The following is a 19,516-nucleotide window of genomic DNA, read 5'->3' on the forward strand; positions in this document are numbered from 1 at the left end:
GCCACCCGCCACCCGAGCCGGTGGCCGCCTGGGCCGCACGGAGCAGTCACGTCCACGCGCGGGTACCCACGGGGCCAAACCTGAGTAACCTCGTGAACATGAGGGACCACCCCCACGCCGACGACACCCCGTACCCGGACGTCTGGACCGGACGCGCCACCAACCGGGTCCAGTGGCTGCTGGCACTGGTGGGCGCGGCCTGCTTGGCGCTCGGCATCGAGCTGGCCGTGGACTCGGCCTGGACCAACGGTGTCGCCGCCCTCGCGATGTCGGTCGTCGGCTGCATCGCGGCCGGCCTGCTGGTCATCTTCGGCACGCTCGCCTTCGTGCACGTCGACCTCAGACTCGACAGGGAGTGCCTCGAGGTGCGCTGCGGCCACATGGGGCTGCCCCGCCGCCGCATCCCGCTCTCCCACGTGGCCGGCGCCGACTTCACCGCCCTCGTCACCCCCAGGCACTGGGGTGGGTGGGGATACCGCTGGCGCCCTGAGAAGGGCACGGCGGTCGTCGTGCGCCGGGGCGAGGGCGTCGTCCTGCGCCTGTGGGACGGCCACACCTTCACGATCACCGTGGACAACGCGGAGACCGCGGTCCACGTCATCCGGGACCGGCTGCGGACGGTCACACCGGGGTCGGGCCGCTGACTCCCGGCGCATCGGCCCGGTGAAGCAGACGTCCGCCGTCCCCTTCTCCTGTCGGGTTCTCCTGTCGGGCGCGGCCTGGACAGTGCTGGGGCCGGGCCGAGGCAGGGTGGTGCGAGAGCCGTGGTCCATGTGCGTGCCGGGCTCGGTCCGGGTGGCGTGAAGAGGGCCAGCCAACCCTGGCAGCGGGGCTGGCGTCGTGGGGCCGCGAGCGGGTGCGGGGCGTCGGCGGGGCTGGCGTCGTGAGGCCGCGAGCGGGTGCGGGGCGCTGGCGGGGCTGGCGTCGTGGGGCCGCTAGCGGGTGCGGGGCGTCGGCGGGGCTGGCGTCGTGGGGCCGCGAGCGGGTGCGGGGCGCCGCTCACGATTCCGCTCGTGTGCCCGCGCTCGTCCACGGCCGTGCCGTCGCCCATCCGGCCAGCAGACCTGCGCCCACGGTCACCACGGTGAAACTCAGCGCGTCGCCCAGCATGCCGAGGACGGCCAGGGCCGTCAGGGCCGCGCCGGCGGTGAGGGCGACCGGAGTGGAGCCGGGGGCGCGCCACAGCGCGTGCAGCACCCAGCAGAACGCGGCGGCCAGCAGGCACACCCCGACGAAGCCCTGCTCCACCGCCTGCTGCAGCAGCGCCGAATGCGGTTTGCCGTCGGTCGGCGAGGCGTGCGTCGGCGTGCCGCTCACCTCGCCGAACCGGCCGGGGCCGACGCCCAGACCGCTGTCCCGGCCGGCCTGCCGCAGGGCGTCCTGCCACAGCTGGACCCGCTGCGGGGTGAACCGGCCCGCGATCGCCCCGGCGAGGGCGTCCGGCAACCCGTCCGCGGCGACCGCACAGACCGTCCCCGCGACCAGGACCACGACGACGGCCAGAGCCATGAGGCCCACTCCCCGGCCGGTCACCGAGCCGGCGGCGAGCGAGCACAGCAGGACGGCCGCGCCGACCGCACACCCGGCCGGCGACCCCAGAACCGCTCCGGCCAGCACGATCGCGACGGCCAGCGCCCGCAGGCCCAGGCGCAGCGCGGGCACGGGCGTCGCCCAGGCGGCACAGCACGCGGCACCGGCGGCCAGCGCCAGCACGGCGGCGGTGGCCCCTGCGTGCCCGAGCGGGGCTGCGTACCGGGCGCCGGGGGAGAGGTCGGGCAGCGCCACCGCGAGCGCCAGCCCGGCCGCCGCACCGGCGCAGGGCGCGGCCACCGGCAGCAGCGTCCCGGAGACCCGGCCCACGGCATAGCCGGCGGCCACGGCGAGCACCGCGAGCAGCACGCCCTCGGGCCGCCCGTCATGGGCCGCCGCGGTGATCAGCGACCATCCCGCGCACGCCCCGAGCAGGATCATGCCCGCACCGTCGGAAACGTTTCGTCCGGCGTTCTCCGCGTCCGCACCGGTCGCGGACCTCGTCCCCGTCGACCCCACCCGCCGCCCCTCGCACCCGGTCCCCCGACCTGTGGCAGCCCAAGGCCGCGCGCCGGAGCCGGCCGCACTGCCGAGGCTGGGCACACCGTAACGGCTGATGACCCGTTTGTGGACAAGATGCGGAGGATCGTCGCGACTGCGTCCATGTTTCCCGCGTTTCCCGCGTTTCCCGCGTTTCCGCGGTTCCGCGTTTCCCGCGCCGGCATCGGGGGCGGTGGTGCCGGCCGGGCAGGGTGCGTGAGGCGCCTCCGGTACGACCGTGGGCGCCGCGCGGGGCGCCGTCCGTGCGACCGTGGGCGCCCACGGGGCCTTGCCTGGACGTGTGGCCCTGATTGGCCCACCGGCCCAGGTGCAGCCGCACCCGCGAGGTGCGGGCCTGTGCGTCGTAGTTCTCGGCCGCCCGCTCCGAGGGGTGGTGCCGCCCCACGCGGTCGGCCCGGGGCGGGCGGCAGGCGGGGGTCCTCCGTGTGGCGTGGCGCCTCCGCCGAGCAGCCGACGCAGGCGGACCGGCGGCGGTCGACAGGGGCGCCGACCAGCGACAACCGTGCCCGGCCGTTGCGGTGCCGGCACCCGGCCGAGCTGTCGGCGCCCGGACCGAACGCCGTACACTCGCCCGGTGACCGTCACCGCAACGTCCGTGGACCAGCCGGATCGGCTCCGTCCGTCTCGCGAGCCCGGCGCACTCGGCGGCCGGCTGCTGCGCCTGGTCCCGGCCGCCGCCTCCGCGCTCTGTGGAGTGCTGCTCTACGTCAGCTTCCCGCCGCGCACCCTGTGGTGGCTGGCCCTGCCCGCCTTCGCCGGCTTCGGCTGGGTGCTGCGGGGCCGTGGCTGGAAGGCGGCGCTCGGACTCGGCTATCTCTTCGGGCTCGGCTTCCTGCTGCCGCTGCTGGTGTGGACCGGTGTGGAGGTCGGTCCGGGCCCCTGGCTCGCCCTGGTCGCCATCGAGGCGATCTTCGTCGCCCTGGTCGGGGTGGGCGTCGCCGCCGTCTCCAGATTGCCGGCCTGGCCGGTGTGGGCGGCCGCCGTGTGGATCGCGGGTGAAGCGGTACGCGCCCGCATGCCCTTCAGCGGCTTCCCCTGGGGCAAGATCGCGTTCGGTCAGGCGGACGGCGTCTTCCTGCCCCTCGCCGCGGTGGGCGGCACTCCGGTGCTCGGCTTCGCGGTCGTGCTGTGTGGTCTCGGCCTGTACGAGACCGGGCGTCGGATCGTCGAGGGGCGCCGTACCCGGGCCGTGCGGCGCGGGGCGGCCGCGGCCGCGCTGCTCAGCGTGACCGTGCCGGTGGCGGGCGCACTCGCGGCCCGCGCGCTGGTCAGCGACGACGCCGAGGACGGCACCGCGACGGTGGCGGTCATCCAGGGCAACGTGCCCCGAGCCGGGCTGGAGTTCAGCGCCCAGCGGCGCGCGGTCCTCGACCACCACGTGCGCGAGACGCTCGAACTCGCCGCCGACATCAAGGCGGGGAAGGCCGCGAAGCCCGACTACGTGCTGTGGCCGGAGAACTCCTCCGACATCGACCCGTTCACCAACCCGGACGCGGCCGCCGTCATCGGCGGTGCCGCCAAGGCCGTCGGCGTGCCCGTCTCGGTCGGCGCGGTCGTCGAGAGGGACGGCAGACTGCTCAACGAGCAGGTCCTGTGGGACCCGGTCAAGGGGCCCACACAGACGTACGACAAGCGGCAGATCCAGCCCTTCGGCGAGTACCTTCCGCTGCGCGGCCTCGTCGGCGCGATCAACAAGGACTGGACCGGCATGGTCCGCCAGGACTTCAGCCGGGGCGACAGGCCCGGGGTGTTCGACTTCGCGGGCGTCAAGGTCGGCCTCGCCACCTGCTACGAGGCGGCCTTCGACTGGGCCGTGCGGGACACGGTCACGCACGGAGCGGAGATGATCTCCGTACCGAGCAACAACGCGACCTTCGACCGCAGCGAGATGACCTATCAGCAGCTCGCCATGTCCCGGGTCCGCGCCGTCGAGCACAGTCGCACCGTGACCGTGCCGGTGACCAGCGGCGTCAGCGCGTTCATCATGCCCGACGGGAAGATCACCCAGAAGACCGGCATGTTCGTGCCCGCCTACCTCGTCCAGAAGGTGCCGCTGCGCACATCCGAGACCCCGGCGACGCGGCTGGGCATCGCGCCGGAGATCGCCTTGGTGCTGGTCGCCGTCGGCGGCATCGGCTGGGCGGTCGGCTCCGGTCTGCGCGGCCGGCGCGCCGGTGACGGGTGAGGGTGACGGGTGACCGTACGACCGCCGTACGCCGCTCGAACCGGCCGGGGTGGTGCGGGCTCGCCGGTTAGGGTCGGGCCCATGGCTACTCCCGAATTCATCCGCACGCTCCGGTCCTCCATCGGCCACGAGCTGCTCTGGCTCCCCGGGGTCACCGCGATCGTCTTCGACGACGAGGGCAGGGTGCTGCTGGGGCGGCGGACCGACACGTGCAGGTGGTCGGTCATCGGCGGGATTCCCGAGCCGGGCGAGCAGCCCGCCGCCTGCGCGGTGCGGGAGGTCTTCGAGGAGACGGCGGTGCACTGTGTCGCCGAGCGGATCGTCCTCGTCCAGGCCCTGAGGCCGACGACCTACCCCAACGGGGACACCTGCCAGTACATGGACATCACCATCCGCTGCCGAGCGGTGGGCGGCGAGGCCCGGGTCAACGACGACGAGTCGCTGGAGGTGGGTTGGTTCGCGATCGATGCCCTGCCGCTGCTGGACGAGTTCGCCCTCTTTCGGATCAAGCAGGCCATGTCTGAGGCACCCACATGGTTCGACCCTATGACTGACAGCTGAAGTATGGGCAGTCACCACATGTGGTGAGGGATGGGCTCCGCTTAGGGTCAGCACATGACCTCGTCCACCCCCCGGCCCGGCACCGGCCCCGACGTCCAGCCCCTCGCCCTCGACCTCGGCGGCCGCACCGCCCTCGTCACCGGTGCCGCCGGCGGCATCGGCCGCGCCTGCGCGCTGCGGCTGGCCGCCGCGGGCGCCGAGGTACGGGCCGTCGACCGGGACGCGGCGGGCCTCGCCGAGCTCGCCCGGGCGGCGGAACGGGTCGGCGATCCGGCGGGTGCCGTCGTACCGCACGTCGTGGACCTCACCGATCTCGACGCCGCCGAGCGCGTCGCCGCCGGCGCCGATGTGCTGGTCAACAACGCCGGGCTGCAACTCGTGCGTCCCATCGAGGAGTTCCCGCCCGAGGTCTTCCACACCGTGCTGACCGTCATGCTGGAGGCACCGTTCCGCCTCATCCGCGGTGCCCTCCCGCACATGTACGCCCAAGGCTGGGGCCGGATCGTCAACGTGTCCTCCGTCCATGGTCTGCGGGCCTCGGCCTTCAAGTCCGCTTATGTGGCGGCCAAACATGGTCTGGAGGGCCTCTCCAAGACGGCGGCCCTCGAAGGCGCGGCCCATGGAGTGACGTCGAACTGTGTGAGCCCGGCCTATGTGCGCACCCCCCTGGTCGAGAAGCAGATCGCCGACCAGGCACAGGCACACGGCATCCCCGAGGAGCGGGTGCTCTCCGAGGTGCTGCTCAAGGACAGCGCGCTCCGGCGCCTCATCGAACCGGAGGAGGTCGCCGAGGCCGTGGCCTACCTGTGCAGCCCGCAGGCGTCCTTCGTCACCGGTGCCTCGCTGGCCCTCGACGGCGGATGGACGGCCCATTGACCGGCCGGACCGCGCCCGGCCGGCATCCGGCGGCACCGGCCGCGGAAGTTTTCCACAGGCCTGACGGGCCGGGCGGCCGATACGGAATCCTGTGAGCATGTCCCGCGATCATGTTCAGCCGTCACCCGGTGGCGGCGCCGAGGCCGAGTACCTCGGTCTGCTGGCCCGCGACGCCTCCGTGGAGGCCTACGAGCAGCCCGTGCTGCTCGCCCGCGCCGAGGGCCGGCCCGCCGAACGGATAGCGGCGCTGGAGCAGGCCAAGCTGCTCGCCCTGCGCGTCCGCGCGGAGCTGGAGGGCCGCAGACGCCGCGAGGCGGAGCTGTCCGCGCTCTTCGAGACCGCCCACGACCTGGCGGGCCTCCGGGACGTGGACGCCGTCCTGCAGGCCATCGTGCAGCGGGCCCGCTCCCTGCTCGGCACGGACGTCGCCTACCTCACCCTGAACGACCCGGCTCGCGGCGACACCTACATGCGGGTGACGGAGGGATCCGTCTCCGCCCGCTTCCAGCAACTGCGCCTCGGCATGGGGGAGGGGCTCGGCGGACTGGTCGCCCAGACGACACGGCCGTACGTCACCGACGACTACTTCAAGGACGCCCGGTTCCAGCACACGCTCACCATCGACTCCGGCGTCCGCGACGAGGGTCTCGTCGCCATCCTCGGCGTACCCCTGATGCTGGGCCCGCACGTCATCGGCGTGCTCTTCGCGGCCGACCGTCGGGCCCGTGTCTTCGAGCGCGAGCAGATCGCCCTGCTGGGCTCCTTCGCCGCGCTCGCCGCGGCGGCCATCGACGCCGCCAACCTGCTCACCGAGACGCGCGAGGCGCTGTCCGGGCTCGAGCGGGCCAACGAGATCATCCGGGACCGCAGTGCCGTCATCGAGCGCGCCTCCGAGGTCCACGACCGGCTCGCCGAACTCGTCCTGCGCGGCGGCGGGGTCCACGACGTGGCCGGCGCCGTCTCCGAAGTGCTGGCGGGCACCGTCGAGTTCACGGAGGCGGGGGCGGCACCGGCCGAACCGCTGGAGTCGTCACGCGCCGAAGGACACGCCGTACGGCACGACGGCGACTGGATCGCCGCGGTCACCGGGGGCGGCGAACTCCTCGGTGCCCTCGTCCTGCGCGGGCATCCGGCCCTGGACCCCGTCGACCAGCGCACCCTGGAACGCGCCGCCATGGTGACCTCGCTGCTCCTGCTCGCCCGCCGTTCCGCGGCCGAGGCCGAAGGGCGCGTACGCGGCGAACTGCTGGACGACCTGCTCGACGCCCGCGACCGGGACCCGCGGCTGCTGCGCGAACGCGCCGCCCGGCTCCACGCCGATCTGGACGCCACCCATGTCGTGCTCGCCGCACGGCTCGACGGCCCGGCGGCCGACGCGGACGAGGAGGCGGCGGCCCGCCGCCGTCTGTGGTCCGCCGCCTCCCACCTCGCCGCCACCCGGCACGGACTCGCCGCCGCCCGCGACGGCGGCACCGTCCTGCTGCTGCCACTGGGCGGCGGCACCGCCACCGAGGCGGCCCGCCGCGCCGCCCGCCAGCTGGGCACGGCCGTCCGTCAGCCGGTCACGGTCGGTGCTTCCGCCCCCGTCACCGGCCTGGCCGCGCATCCGGAGACGGTCGCCGAGGCCTACGCCGAGGGCCGCCGCTGTCTGGACGCGCTGCACCTGCTGGGCCGGCCCGGAGACGGTGCCGCCGCCGAGGACTTCGGCTTCCTGGGCCTGCTCCTCGCTGGCGAACGGGACGTGACCGGTTTCGTCGACCGCACCATCGGCCCGGTCACCTCCTACGACGAACGGCGCGGTACGGAACTGCTGCGCACCATGGACGCGTACTTCGCCTGCGGGATGAGCCCGGCCCGCACCAAGGACGCCCTCCATGTGCACGTGAACACCGTCGCCCAACGGCTGGAGCGCGTCGGCCGGCTGCTCGGCGAGGACTGGCAGACCCCCACCCGCGCCCTGGAGATCCAACTGGCCCTGCGGCTGCACGGGTTGGCGACCCCGGACAGACGATGACAAGGGTCTTCTCCGGCCCGGGCCACTGCGGTGACCGGCCCTGTCCGGACGACCGGCCCGCTCCGGGCCGGTCCTGTCCGGACGACCGGCCCGCTCCGGCGAGGTGCCGCAGCAGGGGCCGCCGCGCGGCTCTCAGAGCGTACGCGTCTCGGCGGCCGTGGGCGCGGGCGCGGCCAGGGGTTCGCCCTCTCCGCCCTCGACCCGGGCGAGGTCCCGGTGCCGCGTCTCCCGGGAGACGCCCACCGCTATCAGGGTCAGCACGGCCGCGGCGATCACGTACAGGGCGATCGGGGTGGCGGTGCCGTAGCCGGACAGCAGCGCGGTCGCGATGAGCGGGGCGGGCGCACCGGCCGCCACGGAGGCGAACTGTGCCCCGATGGAAGCGCCCGAGTAGCGCATCCGGGTGGCGAACATCTCCGCGAAGAAGGCGGCCTGGGGCGCGTACATGGCGCCGTGGAACACGAGCCCCACGGTCACGGCCAGCACGAGCCGGCCGAAGGACCCCGTGTCCACGAGCCGGAAGAACGGGAACATCCACAGGCCGATACCGGCCGCGCCGAACAGGTACACCGGCCGCCGTCCGACCCGGTCGGAGAGCGCACCCCAGGCGGGGATCACCGCGAAGTGCACGGCGGATCCGATGAGAACGGCGTTGAGCGCGGTCTGCTTGGAGACGCCGGCCGAGGTGGTGGCGTAGACGAGGATGAAGGCGGTGATGACGTAGTAGCCGATGTTCTCCGCCATCCGCGCTCCCATCGCCACCAGCACGTCCCGCCAGTGGTGCCGCAGCACGGCGACGAGCGGCAGCGTCTCCGTCTCGTCGGCCTTCCGGGACTCGGCCCGCGCCAGCGCCTCCTTGAACACCGGGGACTCGTCGACGGACAGCCGGATCCACAGACCGACGAGCACGAGCACCCCGGAGAGCAGGAACGGAACGCGCCAGCCCCAGGTGCCGAAGGCGTCGTCGGACAGGACGGCGGTGAGCAGCGAGAGGACGCCGGTCGCGAGCAACTGCCCCGCCGGTGCTCCGGTCTGCGGCCACGAGGCCCAGAAACCACGCCGCCGGGCGTCGCCGTGCTCCGACACCAGCAGCACGGCACCACCCCACTCGCCACCGAGCGCGAAGCCCTGTACGAGCCGCAGGGCGGTGAGCAGTACGGGCGCGGCGGAGCCTACGGTCGCGTGCGTGGGCAGCAGCCCGATGGCGAAGGTCGCGCCGCCCATCAGCACCAGGCTGAGCACCAGAAGCCGCTTGCGCCCCAGCCGGTCTCCGTAGTGCCCGAACACCAGCGCGCCCAACGGGCGCGCCGCGAACCCGACGGCGTACGTCAGGAACGACAGCAGCGTCCCGACGAGCGGATCGGAGCCCGGGAAGAACAGCTTGTTGAACACGAGCGCGGCGGCGGAGCCGTAGAGAAAGAAGTCGTACCACTCGATGGTGGTGCCGATGAGGCTGGCGGCGACGATTCTGGGGAGGCTGGCGGGGGGTGGGGGAGCGGTGGTTCCGGAGGCCATGTGCGCCACTTCCTCGTGTGCGGTGGGGACGGGTACGTGTCGGCACACCGTAGGAAAATGCAGGTCAGGGGCACATGTGGTGGGGCAACATAGTTTGGGGGTTGGCTATGCGTGTGGCCACTATGTCGACTCGCGGAGGCGCGCTTCACGAGCTTCTCTGGCAAAGCCCGGATCCCACCTCGCGAGATCACCTCATGCAACGACAGAGTTCGGTCGGGGCCTCCACGCGGACCGGGGAGGCCGCTCGACCGGGTGCGGGGAGCATCCTTCGTGCACCGGGTGGACGCCCTGATCGGCCAGCCGGCGCTGTGCCGCATCCGAACGAAGTGGTCTGCGGACGCGGCCCGAAGGCGGGGGGCGGATGTGGCTTGCGGACGTGTTCTCGCGCGCCGGGCCGCGCTTTAGACTCCGACCGCTCCGAAATCTGACGATCTTTTGGAGGGTGCGCAGGATGAACCGAACTCTCATGACCGCACTGGCGGCAGCAGTGCTGGTCGTGTCCTGGGGCAGCACCACCGCCTCCGCTTCCGATGCCTCGCCGCGAACCACGCACGGTCCCTGCCAGTACACCCAGACGCCGGACGAGCCGGCGGCGCGGCCGGTTCCCCTGCCGCCCGACCCGCGGCACACCCCCAGTCACGGCACCGTCGATATGGCTGTCCCGACCAGCCAGGGACCGCTCCCGCTGCGTCTGGACCGGGCGAAGGCGCCGTGCACGGTCCAGAGCTTCGTGCACCTGGCGCGACACCGGTTCTACGACCGTACGGTGTGCCATCGGCTGACGGCGTATCCGACGCTGAAGGTCCTGCAGTGTGGCGACCCGACCAGCACTGGCGAAGGAGGGCCGGGATACAAGTACAAGGACGAGCTGCCGGTGGACCTGCCGCCGGCACCGAGCGATCCGACCGGCGTCCGTCGCCTTTACGGGCGCGGCTTGCTGGCGATGGCCAACGCCGGACCGAACACGAACGGTTCGCAATTCTTCGTCGTCTACGGCGACTCCGCGCTGCGACCGAACTACACGGTGTTCGGCACGGTCGGTGCCGCCGGCCTGGAGACGCTCGACAAGATCGCTGCTGGCGGTATCGAGCCAACTGCGCAGGACCCGGCGCCTGTCGACGGCACGCCCGTGCTGCGGACCGAGCTGCTCAGCGTCAGGCCGTCCTGCCGGCCCTGATGAACTGCGGTGCTCGATCAGGCGGCATTCGGTCTGGGCCCGCTTGCCGGAGCGCACGTCATCGGGGCTGCCGTCCTCGCACACCAGGGTGGCGATGATGTGAAGTAATCATCGGCGTGGCGTACGGCGGCCCAGTGGCAGCCGGATTGGCCGTCCTCGGGGTCGACGCCGATTGTGGCCACGATCCGGTGGGCGATCTCGAGGGGCCTGCTCACGTTCGGCGCCGCTGGTTCGTGTACCGCTCCCGACGGGGCTGGGGATGGTCGCCCGCGAACCGGGACGTTGGCTACAGTCTGTGAGATCTGCTGGTCGACCATACGGGCTCCCTGATGCTGAGCCCATCCCTCGAATGCCGCCCCACCCAGCACCGTCGAGTACCCGTGCTGGTTCCGTGCCGACTTTGAGGCCGCTGGGATGGCAAAGCCACAGGTCCTGGCCCCGATCGAATGAGTCGTCGTACCGGCGATGCTGCAACGAGGCCACGAAGGACGCTGCCCGAGTTGCGCGGTCCGGGCATGATTCGGGACGTGCCGCGCTGTCTCCCGTGCTGATTCGGTGCTGACCGGAGGCCCACGTCATCACCCGTTCTCTCCCGTCCCGTGCCGACCTGGTGCTGACTACGTTGCGCCGCCACACCAGTTCATACCGACTGGTCGGTCTATCCTGCAGGGAATGTATTGAACATGACGCCGAATTCAACTATAACCGATCCGGAGGCCGGCTCCCCTCACCCCGCGGTCATGGCGTATGCCATCGGTCAACGGTGAAGGCGGTCAAAGTGCGCGCACAGCGCCGCAGTTGGCGTTCGGTCCCACCCACCGGCAGCGAGCCGGGCTCACGGAGCCCGTAGTCCCGGTCCCGAAGACCCGGACGCACCGGGCCGACAAGGAAGCAGTGAGGCGACATGAGGGAAGCAGTCATCGTTTCGACGGCGCGGACGCCGATCGGAAAGGCCTACCGCGGCGCTTTCAACGACACCCAGGCGCAGGAACTCGCCGCCCATGCCCTTTCCCATGCGGTGCAGCGCGCCGGGCTCGAGGGGAGTGAGGTCGAGGATGTGATCTTCGGTTGCGCCGCGCAGCAGGGGTCGGCCGGCTTCAACGTCGCGCGCCAGGCCGTTCTCCGTGCCGGACTCCCGGACGCCGTGTCGGGGATGACGATCGACCGGCAGTGCTCGTCGGGCCTGATGGCCATCGCGACGGCCGCCAAGCAGATCGTCGCGGACGGGATGCAGGTCGCCGTCGGCGGCGGTGTCGAGTCGATCTCCCTGGTGCAGAACGACCACATGAACACCCACCGCATGGCGGATCCCTGGCTGGTCGCGCACAAGCCGGGCATCTACCTGCCGATGCTGCAGACGGCGGAGATCGTCGCCGAACGCTACGGCGTCAGCCGGGAACGCCAGGACGAGTTCGCGCTGGTGTCACAGCAGCGCACCGCGGCGGCACAGGAGGCCGGCCGGTTCGACCGGGAGATCGTCGCGCTCGGCAGCGTCAAGAAGGTCCTCGACAAGCAGTCCCGGGAGGTGCGGGACGAGGAGGTCACCCTGACCCGGGACGAGGGCAACCGCGCGTCGACGACGCTCGAAGGCCTGGCCGGCCTGGCGCCGGTGCTGCCCGACGGTCAGGTGACCGCGCACTCCAGCGTGACGGCGGGCAACTCCTCGCAGTTGTCGGACGGGGCGTCGGCGTCCGTGCTGATGGAGGCGAAGGAGGCCGAGCGCCGCGGGCTGGAGCCGCTGGGCGTCTACCGGGGTATGACCGTCGCCGGTTGCGGGCCGGACGAGATGGGCATCGGTCCGGTGTTCGCCATTCCGAAACTGCTGAAGCAGCACAACCTCACCACCGACGACATCGGTCTGTGGGAGCTCAACGAGGCGTTCGCCTCGCAGGCGCTGTACTGCCGCGACGAACTCCACATCGACCCGGAGCGGTTCAACGTCAACGGTGGCGCGATCTCGGTCGGTCATCCGTACGGAATGACCGGTGCCCGCCTGGTGGGTCATGCCCTTGTCGAGGGCAAGCGGCGTGGCGTCCGGTATGTGGTGATCTCGATGTGTGTCGGCGGCGGAATGGGTGCGGCCGGACTGTTCGAGGTCGCGTGATGGGGAAAGGCCGAACGGCTGTCCTGGTGGACTTCGGCGGGGTCATCACCTCCAGTGTGCTGCGGGCCTTCACCGACTTCGGCGCCTCGCTCGGCGGGGACCCTCGCCTGCCGCTGGACCTCCTCGCCCGCGACCAGCCGTCACGCGCCCTCCTGGCCGACCACGAGTGCGGCCGGATCGGCACCGAGGGCTTCGAGCGGGGATTCGCCGAGCGTCTTCGCATCCACGGCGTCGATGTGGCGGCCGAGGGGCTCACGGCCCGGATGCAGGCGGGGATGTCGATCGACCAGGACATGTTGGCGCTGCTCGGTGATCTTCGAGCCGCCGGCCATCCGGTCGCGCTGGTGTCGAATTCGTTCGGAACCGGCACCTACGACGGCGTGGACCTCACCGCTGTCGCCGATGTCGTCGTCATCTCCGCCGAGGTCGGCATCCGCAAGCCTTCCCGGCGGATCTACGCGATCGCCTGTGAGCGTCTCGGCGTCGGCCCCGAGGAGGCGGTCATGATCGACGATCTGCAGCAGAACCTCGACGGAGCGGCGCGGATCGGAATCGCGGGCGTGCTGCACACCGGTGCGGCCGACACCCGCCGCCAACTCGCCGAGCGCTTCGGCATCACCGCCTGACCGGTCGGCGCTCCTACGGCCACGCCGGCGGAGGACTTGATGTCGAGGCGCCGTCGGTGCCCGAGTTCGTGGTGGCCCAGCTCGGGGTCCGGGCCGCGGGCTGTGTCGTGGTGCCGGTCGACACGATGGCCGGGAAGCACCGCGCCCCTTGCCGGTTTGTGACTCTGGCGTCGGATTCAAGTAATGTTCCGGGGATGGAGACCAGCGCGCCCGAGGAGACCGGCAGCGAGAACGCACCGCCCATGGCGCCGCTCTCACGTCTTCGCGAGCCGCCGACGACGAAGCGCGGGGCGCGGACGAGGGCCGCTCTGGTGAAGGCCGCTCGGAAGGTCTTCGAGCGGGACGGCTACCTCGACACCCGCCTGACCGACATCACCAAAGAGGCGCAGTGCGCGGCGGGATCCTTCTACACCTACTTCGCCAACAAGGAAGAGGTGCTCGCCGCCGTCCTCCTGGAGGCGCAGGAGGACATGATGCACCCCGGCATGGGCCGGGTGCAGGGTACTGACGAACCCTATGCGGTACTCGAGGCGAGCAATCGCGCGTATCTCGAGGCGTACAAACGCAACGCGAAGCTGATGGCGCTGCTGGAGCAGGTCGCCCAAGTGGAGCCGGAGTTCCGTGAGTTCCGAAGGCGGCGGGGGGACGCGTTCATCCGCCGCAATGCCCGCGGCATCGCCGAGCTGCAGGCGCGGGGTGTCGCAGACCGTGAGGTCGATCCGATGATGGCCTCCCGTGCGCTGTCGGGCATGGTCAGCGTCATGGCGTACAACGCCTTCGTGGTCTGTGAAGGGCAAGAGGAGGAAGGTACGCCGGTGGAGTTCGAGGAGCTGGTGTCCACGGTCACCCGGCTCTGGGCGAACGCCCTGCGGTTCCCCGGTCACCGCTGATCGGCCCCCTGTTCCGTGAGCCGCTCACACCCTCTGGGTGTGGGCGGCTTCCTCGTGTGGCGCCGCGGGGCCCACTATTGAACCTGACGTCAGATTCAGTTATACAGGCGACGGAAGCCGTTGTCCCCTGACTGTCAGGAGTTCGGATGTCCTTGTTCGAGACGTCGGACCGCGCCGAGAAGTACCAGGCGGATCTGCTCGAGTTCATGGATGCGCACGTCTATCCCGCTGAGGCGGTGTACCACGAGCAGATGCTCGCGTCGGGTGACCCGCATTTCCACCCGCCGATCATCGAGGAACTCAAGGCGGAGGCGCGTCGGCGCGGACTGTGGAACCTCTTCCACCCGCACCCGGAGTGGGGCCCGGGGCTGACGAACCTCGAGTACGCGCCACTGGCGGAGATCATGGGGCGCAGTCACATCGCCTCCGAGGCGTGCAACTGCAATGCTCCGGACACCGGCAACATGGAGGTGCTCACGCTGTTCGGCAGCGACGAGCACAAGGAGAAGTACCTCAAGCCCCTGCTCGACGGGACGATGGCCTCCGCGTTCGCGATGACCGAACCGCGTGTCGCCAGTTCCGACGCCACCAACATCGAGTTGCGGGTGGAGCGCGACGGTGACGAGTACGTGCTCAACGGCCGCAAGTGGTTCGCGTCGAATGCGCTGCACCGCAACTGCAAGGTGCTCATCGTCATGGGGAAGACGGACCCCACCGCTGCCCCGCACCGGCAGCAGTCGATGTTGGTCGTCCCGATCGACACCCCCGGGATCACGGTGATGCGCGGCCTGCCGGTGTTCGGCTACCAGGACCGTGAGGGGCACGCCGAAATCGACTTCACCGATGTACGCGTGCCGACCAAGGACCTCCTCAAGGGTGAGGGCGAGGGTTTCGCGATCAGCCAGGCCCGGCTCGGGCCCGGTCGTATTCACCACTGCATGCGGGCCATCGGCGCGGCCGAGCGGGCGCTGGAGCTGATGTGCCTTCGCGCGCAGTCACGCGTGACCTTCGGCAGTCCGGTCGCCGAACGGTCCAACATCCAGGACTGGATCGCGGAAGCGCGCATCGACATCGAGATGATCCGGCTGCTCACGCTCAAGGCCGCGTACCTGATGGACACCGTCGGGAACAAGGAAGCGCGCACCGAGATCGCGGCCATCAAGGTGGCCGCCCCGAACATCGCCCTGAAGATCATCGACCGCGCGATCCAGGTGCACGGAGCGGCAGGCGTGACCGACGACTTCCCGCTGGCGATGATGTACGCGCAGCTGCGGACGCTGCGGATAGCGGACGGCCCCGACGAGGTCCACAAGCGGGCCATCGCCAAGCAGGAACTGCGGCAGTACCGCGAAAGGGTCGCAGGGGCGGTGAGCTGAGACGGCGGGACTCGCTCGCACAGGGCGCAGGAACGACCCGTCCTGGCAGGTGGCCGTCGTCGCCGGACCGGAACGCCCCGCGTTGCCGATCGAGCGGTCGGGGCCGGCGACACCGGAGGCCGGGTAGCCGCCGCCGAGCACCGTGACGGCACCGACACCGGGCCGCCGCACCACCGGAATCTGCGCCCCCTGGAGGCGGAGGGCGAGTTCGGTGCGCTCATCGGGGGGCGAGACCACGGCGGCACCGGGTTCCATGGGGTTACATGGCACCAGCAGGCCAATGTGCATGGAGGGGGAGCCCCGAGCGACCGAGTGCAAGGTGGTGCCCAGTGGTGGAGAAGCGGATGAAGGAGCCCAGCGAAAGCCACGACGATCCGTTCGCCCCGCACCTCGCCGCCGTGGCCGTGCTCGACGACCGGGGAGCCGTGGTCGGATGGAACCGGCGGGCCCAGGAACTGCTCGGCCATCCGGCGACAGCCGTGATCGGCCGTCCGGCAGGTGAGGTCCTGCTCGATCCTCGGGATCTGCCGGCGGCCCGGGAGGCCGCGGTGAGCTGCAGGAGAGCCGGCGGCTGGTCCGGGGTGCTCAAGGTGCGGCACCGCGACGGGCGGCTCCTGGAGATGGGGCTCAGGGCCCATCCGGTCTCACGCGACGACCGGACCCGTGAATGGCTCCTGGCCGGGGCACTCGCGGTCGACGTCCTGGAGTGGCAGAGGGACCGTGCGGTGCTCGAGGGGTTGTACGGCCGGTGCCCCATCGGCCTGGTCGTGCACGGCCCCGACCTGAAGCTGCTCCGGGTCAACCGAGCCATCGAACGCTTCAGCGGGGTCCCGGCAGCGGAGTTCCGGGGGATGCCCACCGGCTGTTTTCTCCTCCCCGACGACGCACGCCGGGCCGTGGACCGGGTGCGCCAGGTGATCGACACGGGGAGGCCGACGGTCTACTCCGAGCAGCTCGTTCGCCTGCAGTGGGATCCGGCACGCGAACGGGTCGCGATGGTCTCGTCCTTCCCGATGAAGGATCCCTCCGGCCGGATCCTGGGCGTGGCCGAGATGATCGAGGACATCACCGAACGCCATCGCGCGCAGCGCCGGCTCGCGCTCCTCGACCAGGCCGCCAGCAGTATCGGAACCACCCTAGACGTGGCAGAGACCGCCCGGGAACTCGCCGAGGTGATGGTTCCCCACCTCGCCGACCACGCCTCGGTGGATCTGCTGCGGCCGGTGACCCGCGGTGAGGAACCGGCGCAGGCCCTGGCAGGGCCCGTGGTTCGCGTGGGAGCCTGCAACGTCGGTGCCCGGCAACCCGGCCCGCCCCACCCCCAGGGTGAGCCGGTGGAGTTCGGGCCGGACACGCCCCAGGCGAGATGCCTGGCCGCGGGGCGGCCCGTACTGGAACCGGTTCTCGCGCCCGACTGGTTCTCGACGGAAGGCCACCAGGGGGCCCACGCCCCGGACCTGGGCTCCCATTCGCTGATCGTGGTCCCTCTTGCCGCGCGTGGCCTGGTGCTGGGCGTGATGACCCTGTGGCGTTCGCGCCGCCCCGATCCCTTCGAGGCCGACGATCTCACCCTCGCCCAGGAACTCGCCTCGCGCGCCGCCGTTGCCATCGACAACGCCCGGCGCTTCACCGAGCAGCAGCAGACCGCGTTCACCTTGCAGAGCAGCCTGCTGCCCCGGGCGGTTCCGGACCAGTCGGCCGTCGAGGTGGCCCTGCGCTACCTGCCGGCCAGCGCGGCCCCGGGCCTGGGCGGCGACTGGTTCGACGTCATTCCGCTGTCCGGGGCAAGGGTCGCCCTCGTGGTCGGTGACGTGGTGGGACGCGGCATCCACGCTGCCGCCACCATGGGCCGGCTGCGCACCGCCGTACACACGCTCGCCAGCCTCGACCTGGAACCGGACGAGGTCCTCTCCCGACTGGACGACCTGGTCAACCTGCTGGCGGCCGAACAGGAGGGGGCCGGCGAACGGCCCGTGGGCGAGCAGGTCGTGGGCGCCACCTGCCTGTACGCCGTCTACGACCCGGTCTCCGGGCGGTGCTCCGCGGCACGCGCCGGTCACCCGCCGCCGGTGGTGACCGCTCCGGACGGAGAGGCGGCTCCGCTCGACCTGCCCGCCGGACCCCCGCTCGGGCTGAGCGGCCTGCCGTTCGAGGCGCGGGACGTCGGACTGGCCGAAGGAAGCCTGCTGTGCCTGTACACCAACGGACTTATCGGTGAACGCACCATCGATGCCGACCTCGGCCTGAGCAAGCTGTGCGCAGCGCTCACCCGCCCCGCGGACGCGCTGGAACGGACATGCCAGGCGGTGGTCGACTCACTCGTGCCCGCGCGCCCCGCCGACGACGTCGCGTTGCTGATCGCCCGCACCCGCATGCTGCCACCGGACGATGTCGCCTCCTGGAGTCTGCCCCTGGAGCCTGCCAGCGCAGGCCGGGCCCGGGAGCTGACCTCGGCGAAGCTGACCGAATGGGGACTGGAGCACCTGGCGTTCACCACCGAGTTGATCGCCAGTGAACTGGTCACCAATGTCTACCGGTACGCAAGTGGTCCCGCGACTCTGCGGCTGATCCGTGAGCGGTCGCTGGTGTGCGAGGTCAGCGACGCCAGCCACACGTCACCACACCTGCGCCGCGCCCGCACGACCGACGAGGGCGGGCGCGGCCTGTTTCTGGTGGCTCAGATGGCGGAGCGCTGGGGCACCCGCTACACCCGCGAGGGCAAGACGGTGTGGACCGAACAACCACTGGCCGGCACACTCACCTGACCGTGTCCGGAAAACGCCCGGCGAGGACTGCAGCGCCGGCGCCGGACCGCCTGCGCAGCCCGCCACGGCGCTGTGGTCACTGCGCAGGGGTTCGGCCAGCAGGGGGTGAGCTCGAGGCAGCCGGTGTGGAAGTTCTCTCCAGGTCGTCGCGGTGGGGTCGATGCGGTTCCCCCGGCAGGCCGACGGCGGCGGCTCAACGGGTGGGGTCGAGAAGGACCTTGCGCACACCGTCGGCGCGGCTGTTGAACAGTTCGTACGCCGCGGGGCCCTGGGAGAGGGCGAAGCGGTGGGAGACCACGACCTCCGGCGTGATCCGGCCGGCCTGGGTGAGGGGGATCAGGGCGGGGAGTTCGTATGGGATCGAGCACAGCCCGATGGCGAACTCCAGCTCCTTGATCTGGGCCAGGCCCATGTGGAAGGGGAATGCCCTGGTCTGGCTGACGCCGATGACGCTGACCCGTCCTGCCTGCCGGACGGTCCTGAGGGCCAGATCGATGGTCGCGTCCGAGCCCACGGCCTCCACCACGGCGTGCGGTCCGCGCCCTGCGGTCATCTCCCGCACGGCCGTTCGCGCGTCCTCGCCCTCGACCGGCTCGACGCCCAGGGTGGCGGCGAAGGCGCGGCGCTCGGTCACCAGATCCGCTCCCAGCACACGGGCGGCCCCCATCGCGAAGGCGGACTGCGCGGCCATGATGCCGACCGGGCCCAGGCCGATGACGAGAACCGTCTCGCCGGGCTGGATGCGGGCCCGGCGGCAGCCGTACCAGGCAGTGGGGGCGTTGTCCGTCAGGACGATGGCGGCCGCGTCGGAGATGCCTTCCGGCAGGCGCACCAGATTGATGTCGGCATGGGGCACGGCCACGGCCTCGGCCTGACTGCCCGGAAGCTGCGGGCTCACTCCGTAGCAGAGGTCCGTCGGGGCATGGGCTCGCTCGCACCTGGCGGTGAGTCCCTTCGCGCAGGTTCCGCACAGGGTGCAGCCCACCGAGGCGGGAACCAGGACGCGGTCGCCGGGCTTGAAGCGGGTGACCCGGTCGCCGGTGTCGACGACCACACCGACGCACTCGTGTCCTGGGGTGTATCCGGTCTCCGGACTGAACCCGTTGCCGCCGTAGATGTGCAGGTCACTGCCGCAGATACCGGCCGTGGTGACCTGGACGACCGCGTCGGTGGGGCTGGTGACGGCCGGGTCGGGGACATCCTCGTAGCGGATGTCGTGCGGGCCGTGGTAGGTGAGTGCCTTCACTGGACTGCCTCCCGCCGCGCTGCAAGGCGCTTTCATCAGTAATTAATGCACGCGTATTACTTCGGCGTCGCGACGCTAGCATGGGTATCC

14 protein-coding genes are annotated in these 19,516 nt (G+C 71.5%); 11 read left to right on the forward strand and 3 right to left on the reverse strand.

Going from position 1 to position 19,516, the window contains the following annotated elements; genetic code table 11:
- Positions 1 to 98: 98 nt before the first annotated feature.
- Entirely contained in the window at positions 99 to 644 is a 546-nt protein-coding gene (locus ACGFT2_RS01665; protein ID WP_393272412.1) for a hypothetical protein, read from the forward strand.
- Positions 645 to 999: 355 nt separating this feature from the next.
- On the opposite strand, the gene ACGFT2_RS01670 is transcribed toward ACGFT2_RS01665, so the two are convergent.
- Positions 1,000 to 1,971, reverse strand: coding sequence for an O-antigen polymerase (locus ACGFT2_RS01670; RefSeq protein WP_393272414.1), 972 nt, complete (start codon positions 1,969 to 1,971; stop codon positions 1,000 to 1,002).
- 694 nt (positions 1,972 to 2,665) lie between these two features.
- On the opposite strand from ACGFT2_RS01670, the gene lnt reads away from it, so the two are divergent.
- The 4 genes from lnt (at position 2,666) to ACGFT2_RS01690 (ending at position 7,727) form a co-directional block, all read left to right on the forward strand.
- Complete coding sequence (gene lnt / locus ACGFT2_RS01675; protein ID WP_393272416.1) at positions 2,666 to 4,276, forward strand: apolipoprotein N-acyltransferase; 1,611 nt, start codon at positions 2,666 to 2,668, stop codon at positions 4,274 to 4,276.
- An 81-nt stretch (positions 4,277 to 4,357) separates the two neighbouring features.
- Positions 4,358 to 4,837 (forward strand): NUDIX domain-containing protein, encoded by a 480-nt coding sequence (locus tag ACGFT2_RS01680; protein WP_393272418.1) that lies wholly within the window; start codon positions 4,358 to 4,360, stop codon positions 4,835 to 4,837.
- Between the two features lie 54 nt (positions 4,838 to 4,891).
- Complete coding sequence (locus ACGFT2_RS01685; protein ID WP_393272420.1) at positions 4,892 to 5,713, forward strand: 3-hydroxybutyrate dehydrogenase; 822 nt, start codon at positions 4,892 to 4,894, stop codon at positions 5,711 to 5,713.
- Positions 5,714 to 5,810: 97 nt separating this feature from the next.
- Complete coding sequence (locus tag ACGFT2_RS01690; protein ID WP_393272422.1) at positions 5,811 to 7,727, forward strand: helix-turn-helix domain-containing protein; 1,917 nt, start codon at positions 5,811 to 5,813, stop codon at positions 7,725 to 7,727.
- Positions 7,728 to 7,859: 132 nt separating this feature from the next.
- Here the strand turns inward: ACGFT2_RS01690 and ACGFT2_RS01695 are convergent, their stop codons facing one another.
- Positions 7,860 to 9,242: an MFS transporter gene (locus tag ACGFT2_RS01695; protein ID WP_393272424.1), complete on the reverse strand. Its 1,383-nt coding sequence runs from the start codon at positions 9,240 to 9,242 to the stop codon at positions 7,860 to 7,862.
- Between the two features lie 466 nt (positions 9,243 to 9,708).
- On the opposite strand from ACGFT2_RS01695, the gene ACGFT2_RS01700 reads away from it, so the two are divergent.
- The 6 genes from ACGFT2_RS01700 (at position 9,709) to ACGFT2_RS01725 (ending at position 18,180) form a co-directional block, all read left to right on the forward strand.
- Positions 9,709 to 10,419 (forward strand): peptidylprolyl isomerase, encoded by a 711-nt coding sequence (locus tag ACGFT2_RS01700; protein WP_393272426.1) that lies wholly within the window; start codon positions 9,709 to 9,711, stop codon positions 10,417 to 10,419.
- A gap of 904 nt (positions 10,420 to 11,323) precedes the next feature.
- Entirely contained in the window at positions 11,324 to 12,523 is a 1,200-nt protein-coding gene (locus ACGFT2_RS01705) for an acetyl-CoA C-acyltransferase (protein WP_393272427.1), read from the forward strand.
- Complete coding sequence (locus ACGFT2_RS01710; RefSeq protein WP_393272429.1) at positions 12,523 to 13,149, forward strand: HAD family hydrolase; 627 nt, start codon at positions 12,523 to 12,525, stop codon at positions 13,147 to 13,149. The genes ACGFT2_RS01705 and ACGFT2_RS01710 overlap by 1 nt, the downstream gene beginning before the upstream one ends.
- A gap of 194 nt (positions 13,150 to 13,343) precedes the next feature.
- A complete protein-coding gene (locus tag ACGFT2_RS01715; protein ID WP_393272431.1) occupies positions 13,344 to 14,039 on the forward strand; it encodes a TetR/AcrR family transcriptional regulator in 696 nt (231 codons plus the stop codon).
- A gap of 146 nt (positions 14,040 to 14,185) precedes the next feature.
- On the forward strand, positions 14,186 to 15,415 hold the full coding sequence (locus ACGFT2_RS01720; RefSeq protein ID WP_393272433.1) for an acyl-CoA dehydrogenase family protein: 1,230 nt from the start codon (positions 14,186 to 14,188) through the stop codon (positions 15,413 to 15,415).
- Positions 15,416 to 15,759: 344 nt separating this feature from the next.
- Entirely contained in the window at positions 15,760 to 18,180 is a 2,421-nt protein-coding gene (locus ACGFT2_RS01725) for a SpoIIE family protein phosphatase (RefSeq protein WP_393272435.1), read from the forward strand.
- Between the two features lie 193 nt (positions 18,181 to 18,373).
- Here the strand turns inward: ACGFT2_RS01725 and ACGFT2_RS01730 are convergent, their stop codons facing one another.
- Positions 18,374 to 19,426: an alcohol dehydrogenase catalytic domain-containing protein gene (locus ACGFT2_RS01730; RefSeq protein ID WP_393272436.1), complete on the reverse strand. Its 1,053-nt coding sequence runs from the start codon at positions 19,424 to 19,426 to the stop codon at positions 18,374 to 18,376.
- Positions 19,427 to 19,516 lie beyond the last annotated feature (90 nt).

It is taken from the genome of Streptomyces sp. NPDC048514, from assembly GCF_043199955.1.
Taxonomy (GTDB): domain Bacteria; phylum Actinomycetota; class Actinomycetes; order Streptomycetales; family Streptomycetaceae; genus Streptomyces.

Bases quoted from the DNA above. Each gene is read 5' to 3' on its own strand.
- ACGFT2_RS01665 (WP_393272412.1), top strand. From the start codon at position 99: ATGAGGGACCACCCCCACGCCGACGACACCCCGTACCCGGACGTCTGG.
- ACGFT2_RS01670 (WP_393272414.1), bottom strand. From the start codon at position 1,971: ATGATCCTGCTCGGGGCGTGCGCGGGATGGTCGCTGATCACCGCGGCG.
- ACGFT2_RS01680 (WP_393272418.1), top strand. From the start codon at position 4,358: ATGGCTACTCCCGAATTCATCCGCACGCTCCGGTCCTCCATCGGCCAC.
- ACGFT2_RS01685 (WP_393272420.1), top strand. From the start codon at position 4,892: ATGACCTCGTCCACCCCCCGGCCCGGCACCGGCCCCGACGTCCAGCCC.
- ACGFT2_RS01690 (WP_393272422.1), top strand. From the start codon at position 5,811: ATGTCCCGCGATCATGTTCAGCCGTCACCCGGTGGCGGCGCCGAGGCC.
- ACGFT2_RS01695 (WP_393272424.1), bottom strand. From the start codon at position 9,242: ATGGCCTCCGGAACCACCGCTCCCCCACCCCCCGCCAGCCTCCCCAGA.
- ACGFT2_RS01700 (WP_393272426.1), top strand. From the start codon at position 9,709: ATGACCGCACTGGCGGCAGCAGTGCTGGTCGTGTCCTGGGGCAGCACC.
- ACGFT2_RS01705 (WP_393272427.1), top strand. From the start codon at position 11,324: ATGAGGGAAGCAGTCATCGTTTCGACGGCGCGGACGCCGATCGGAAAG.
- ACGFT2_RS01710 (WP_393272429.1), top strand. From the start codon at position 12,523: ATGGGGAAAGGCCGAACGGCTGTCCTGGTGGACTTCGGCGGGGTCATC.
- ACGFT2_RS01715 (WP_393272431.1), top strand. From the start codon at position 13,344: ATGGAGACCAGCGCGCCCGAGGAGACCGGCAGCGAGAACGCACCGCCC.
- ACGFT2_RS01720 (WP_393272433.1), top strand. From the start codon at position 14,186: ATGTCCTTGTTCGAGACGTCGGACCGCGCCGAGAAGTACCAGGCGGAT.
- ACGFT2_RS01725 (WP_393272435.1), top strand. From the start codon at position 15,760: ATGAAGGAGCCCAGCGAAAGCCACGACGATCCGTTCGCCCCGCACCTC.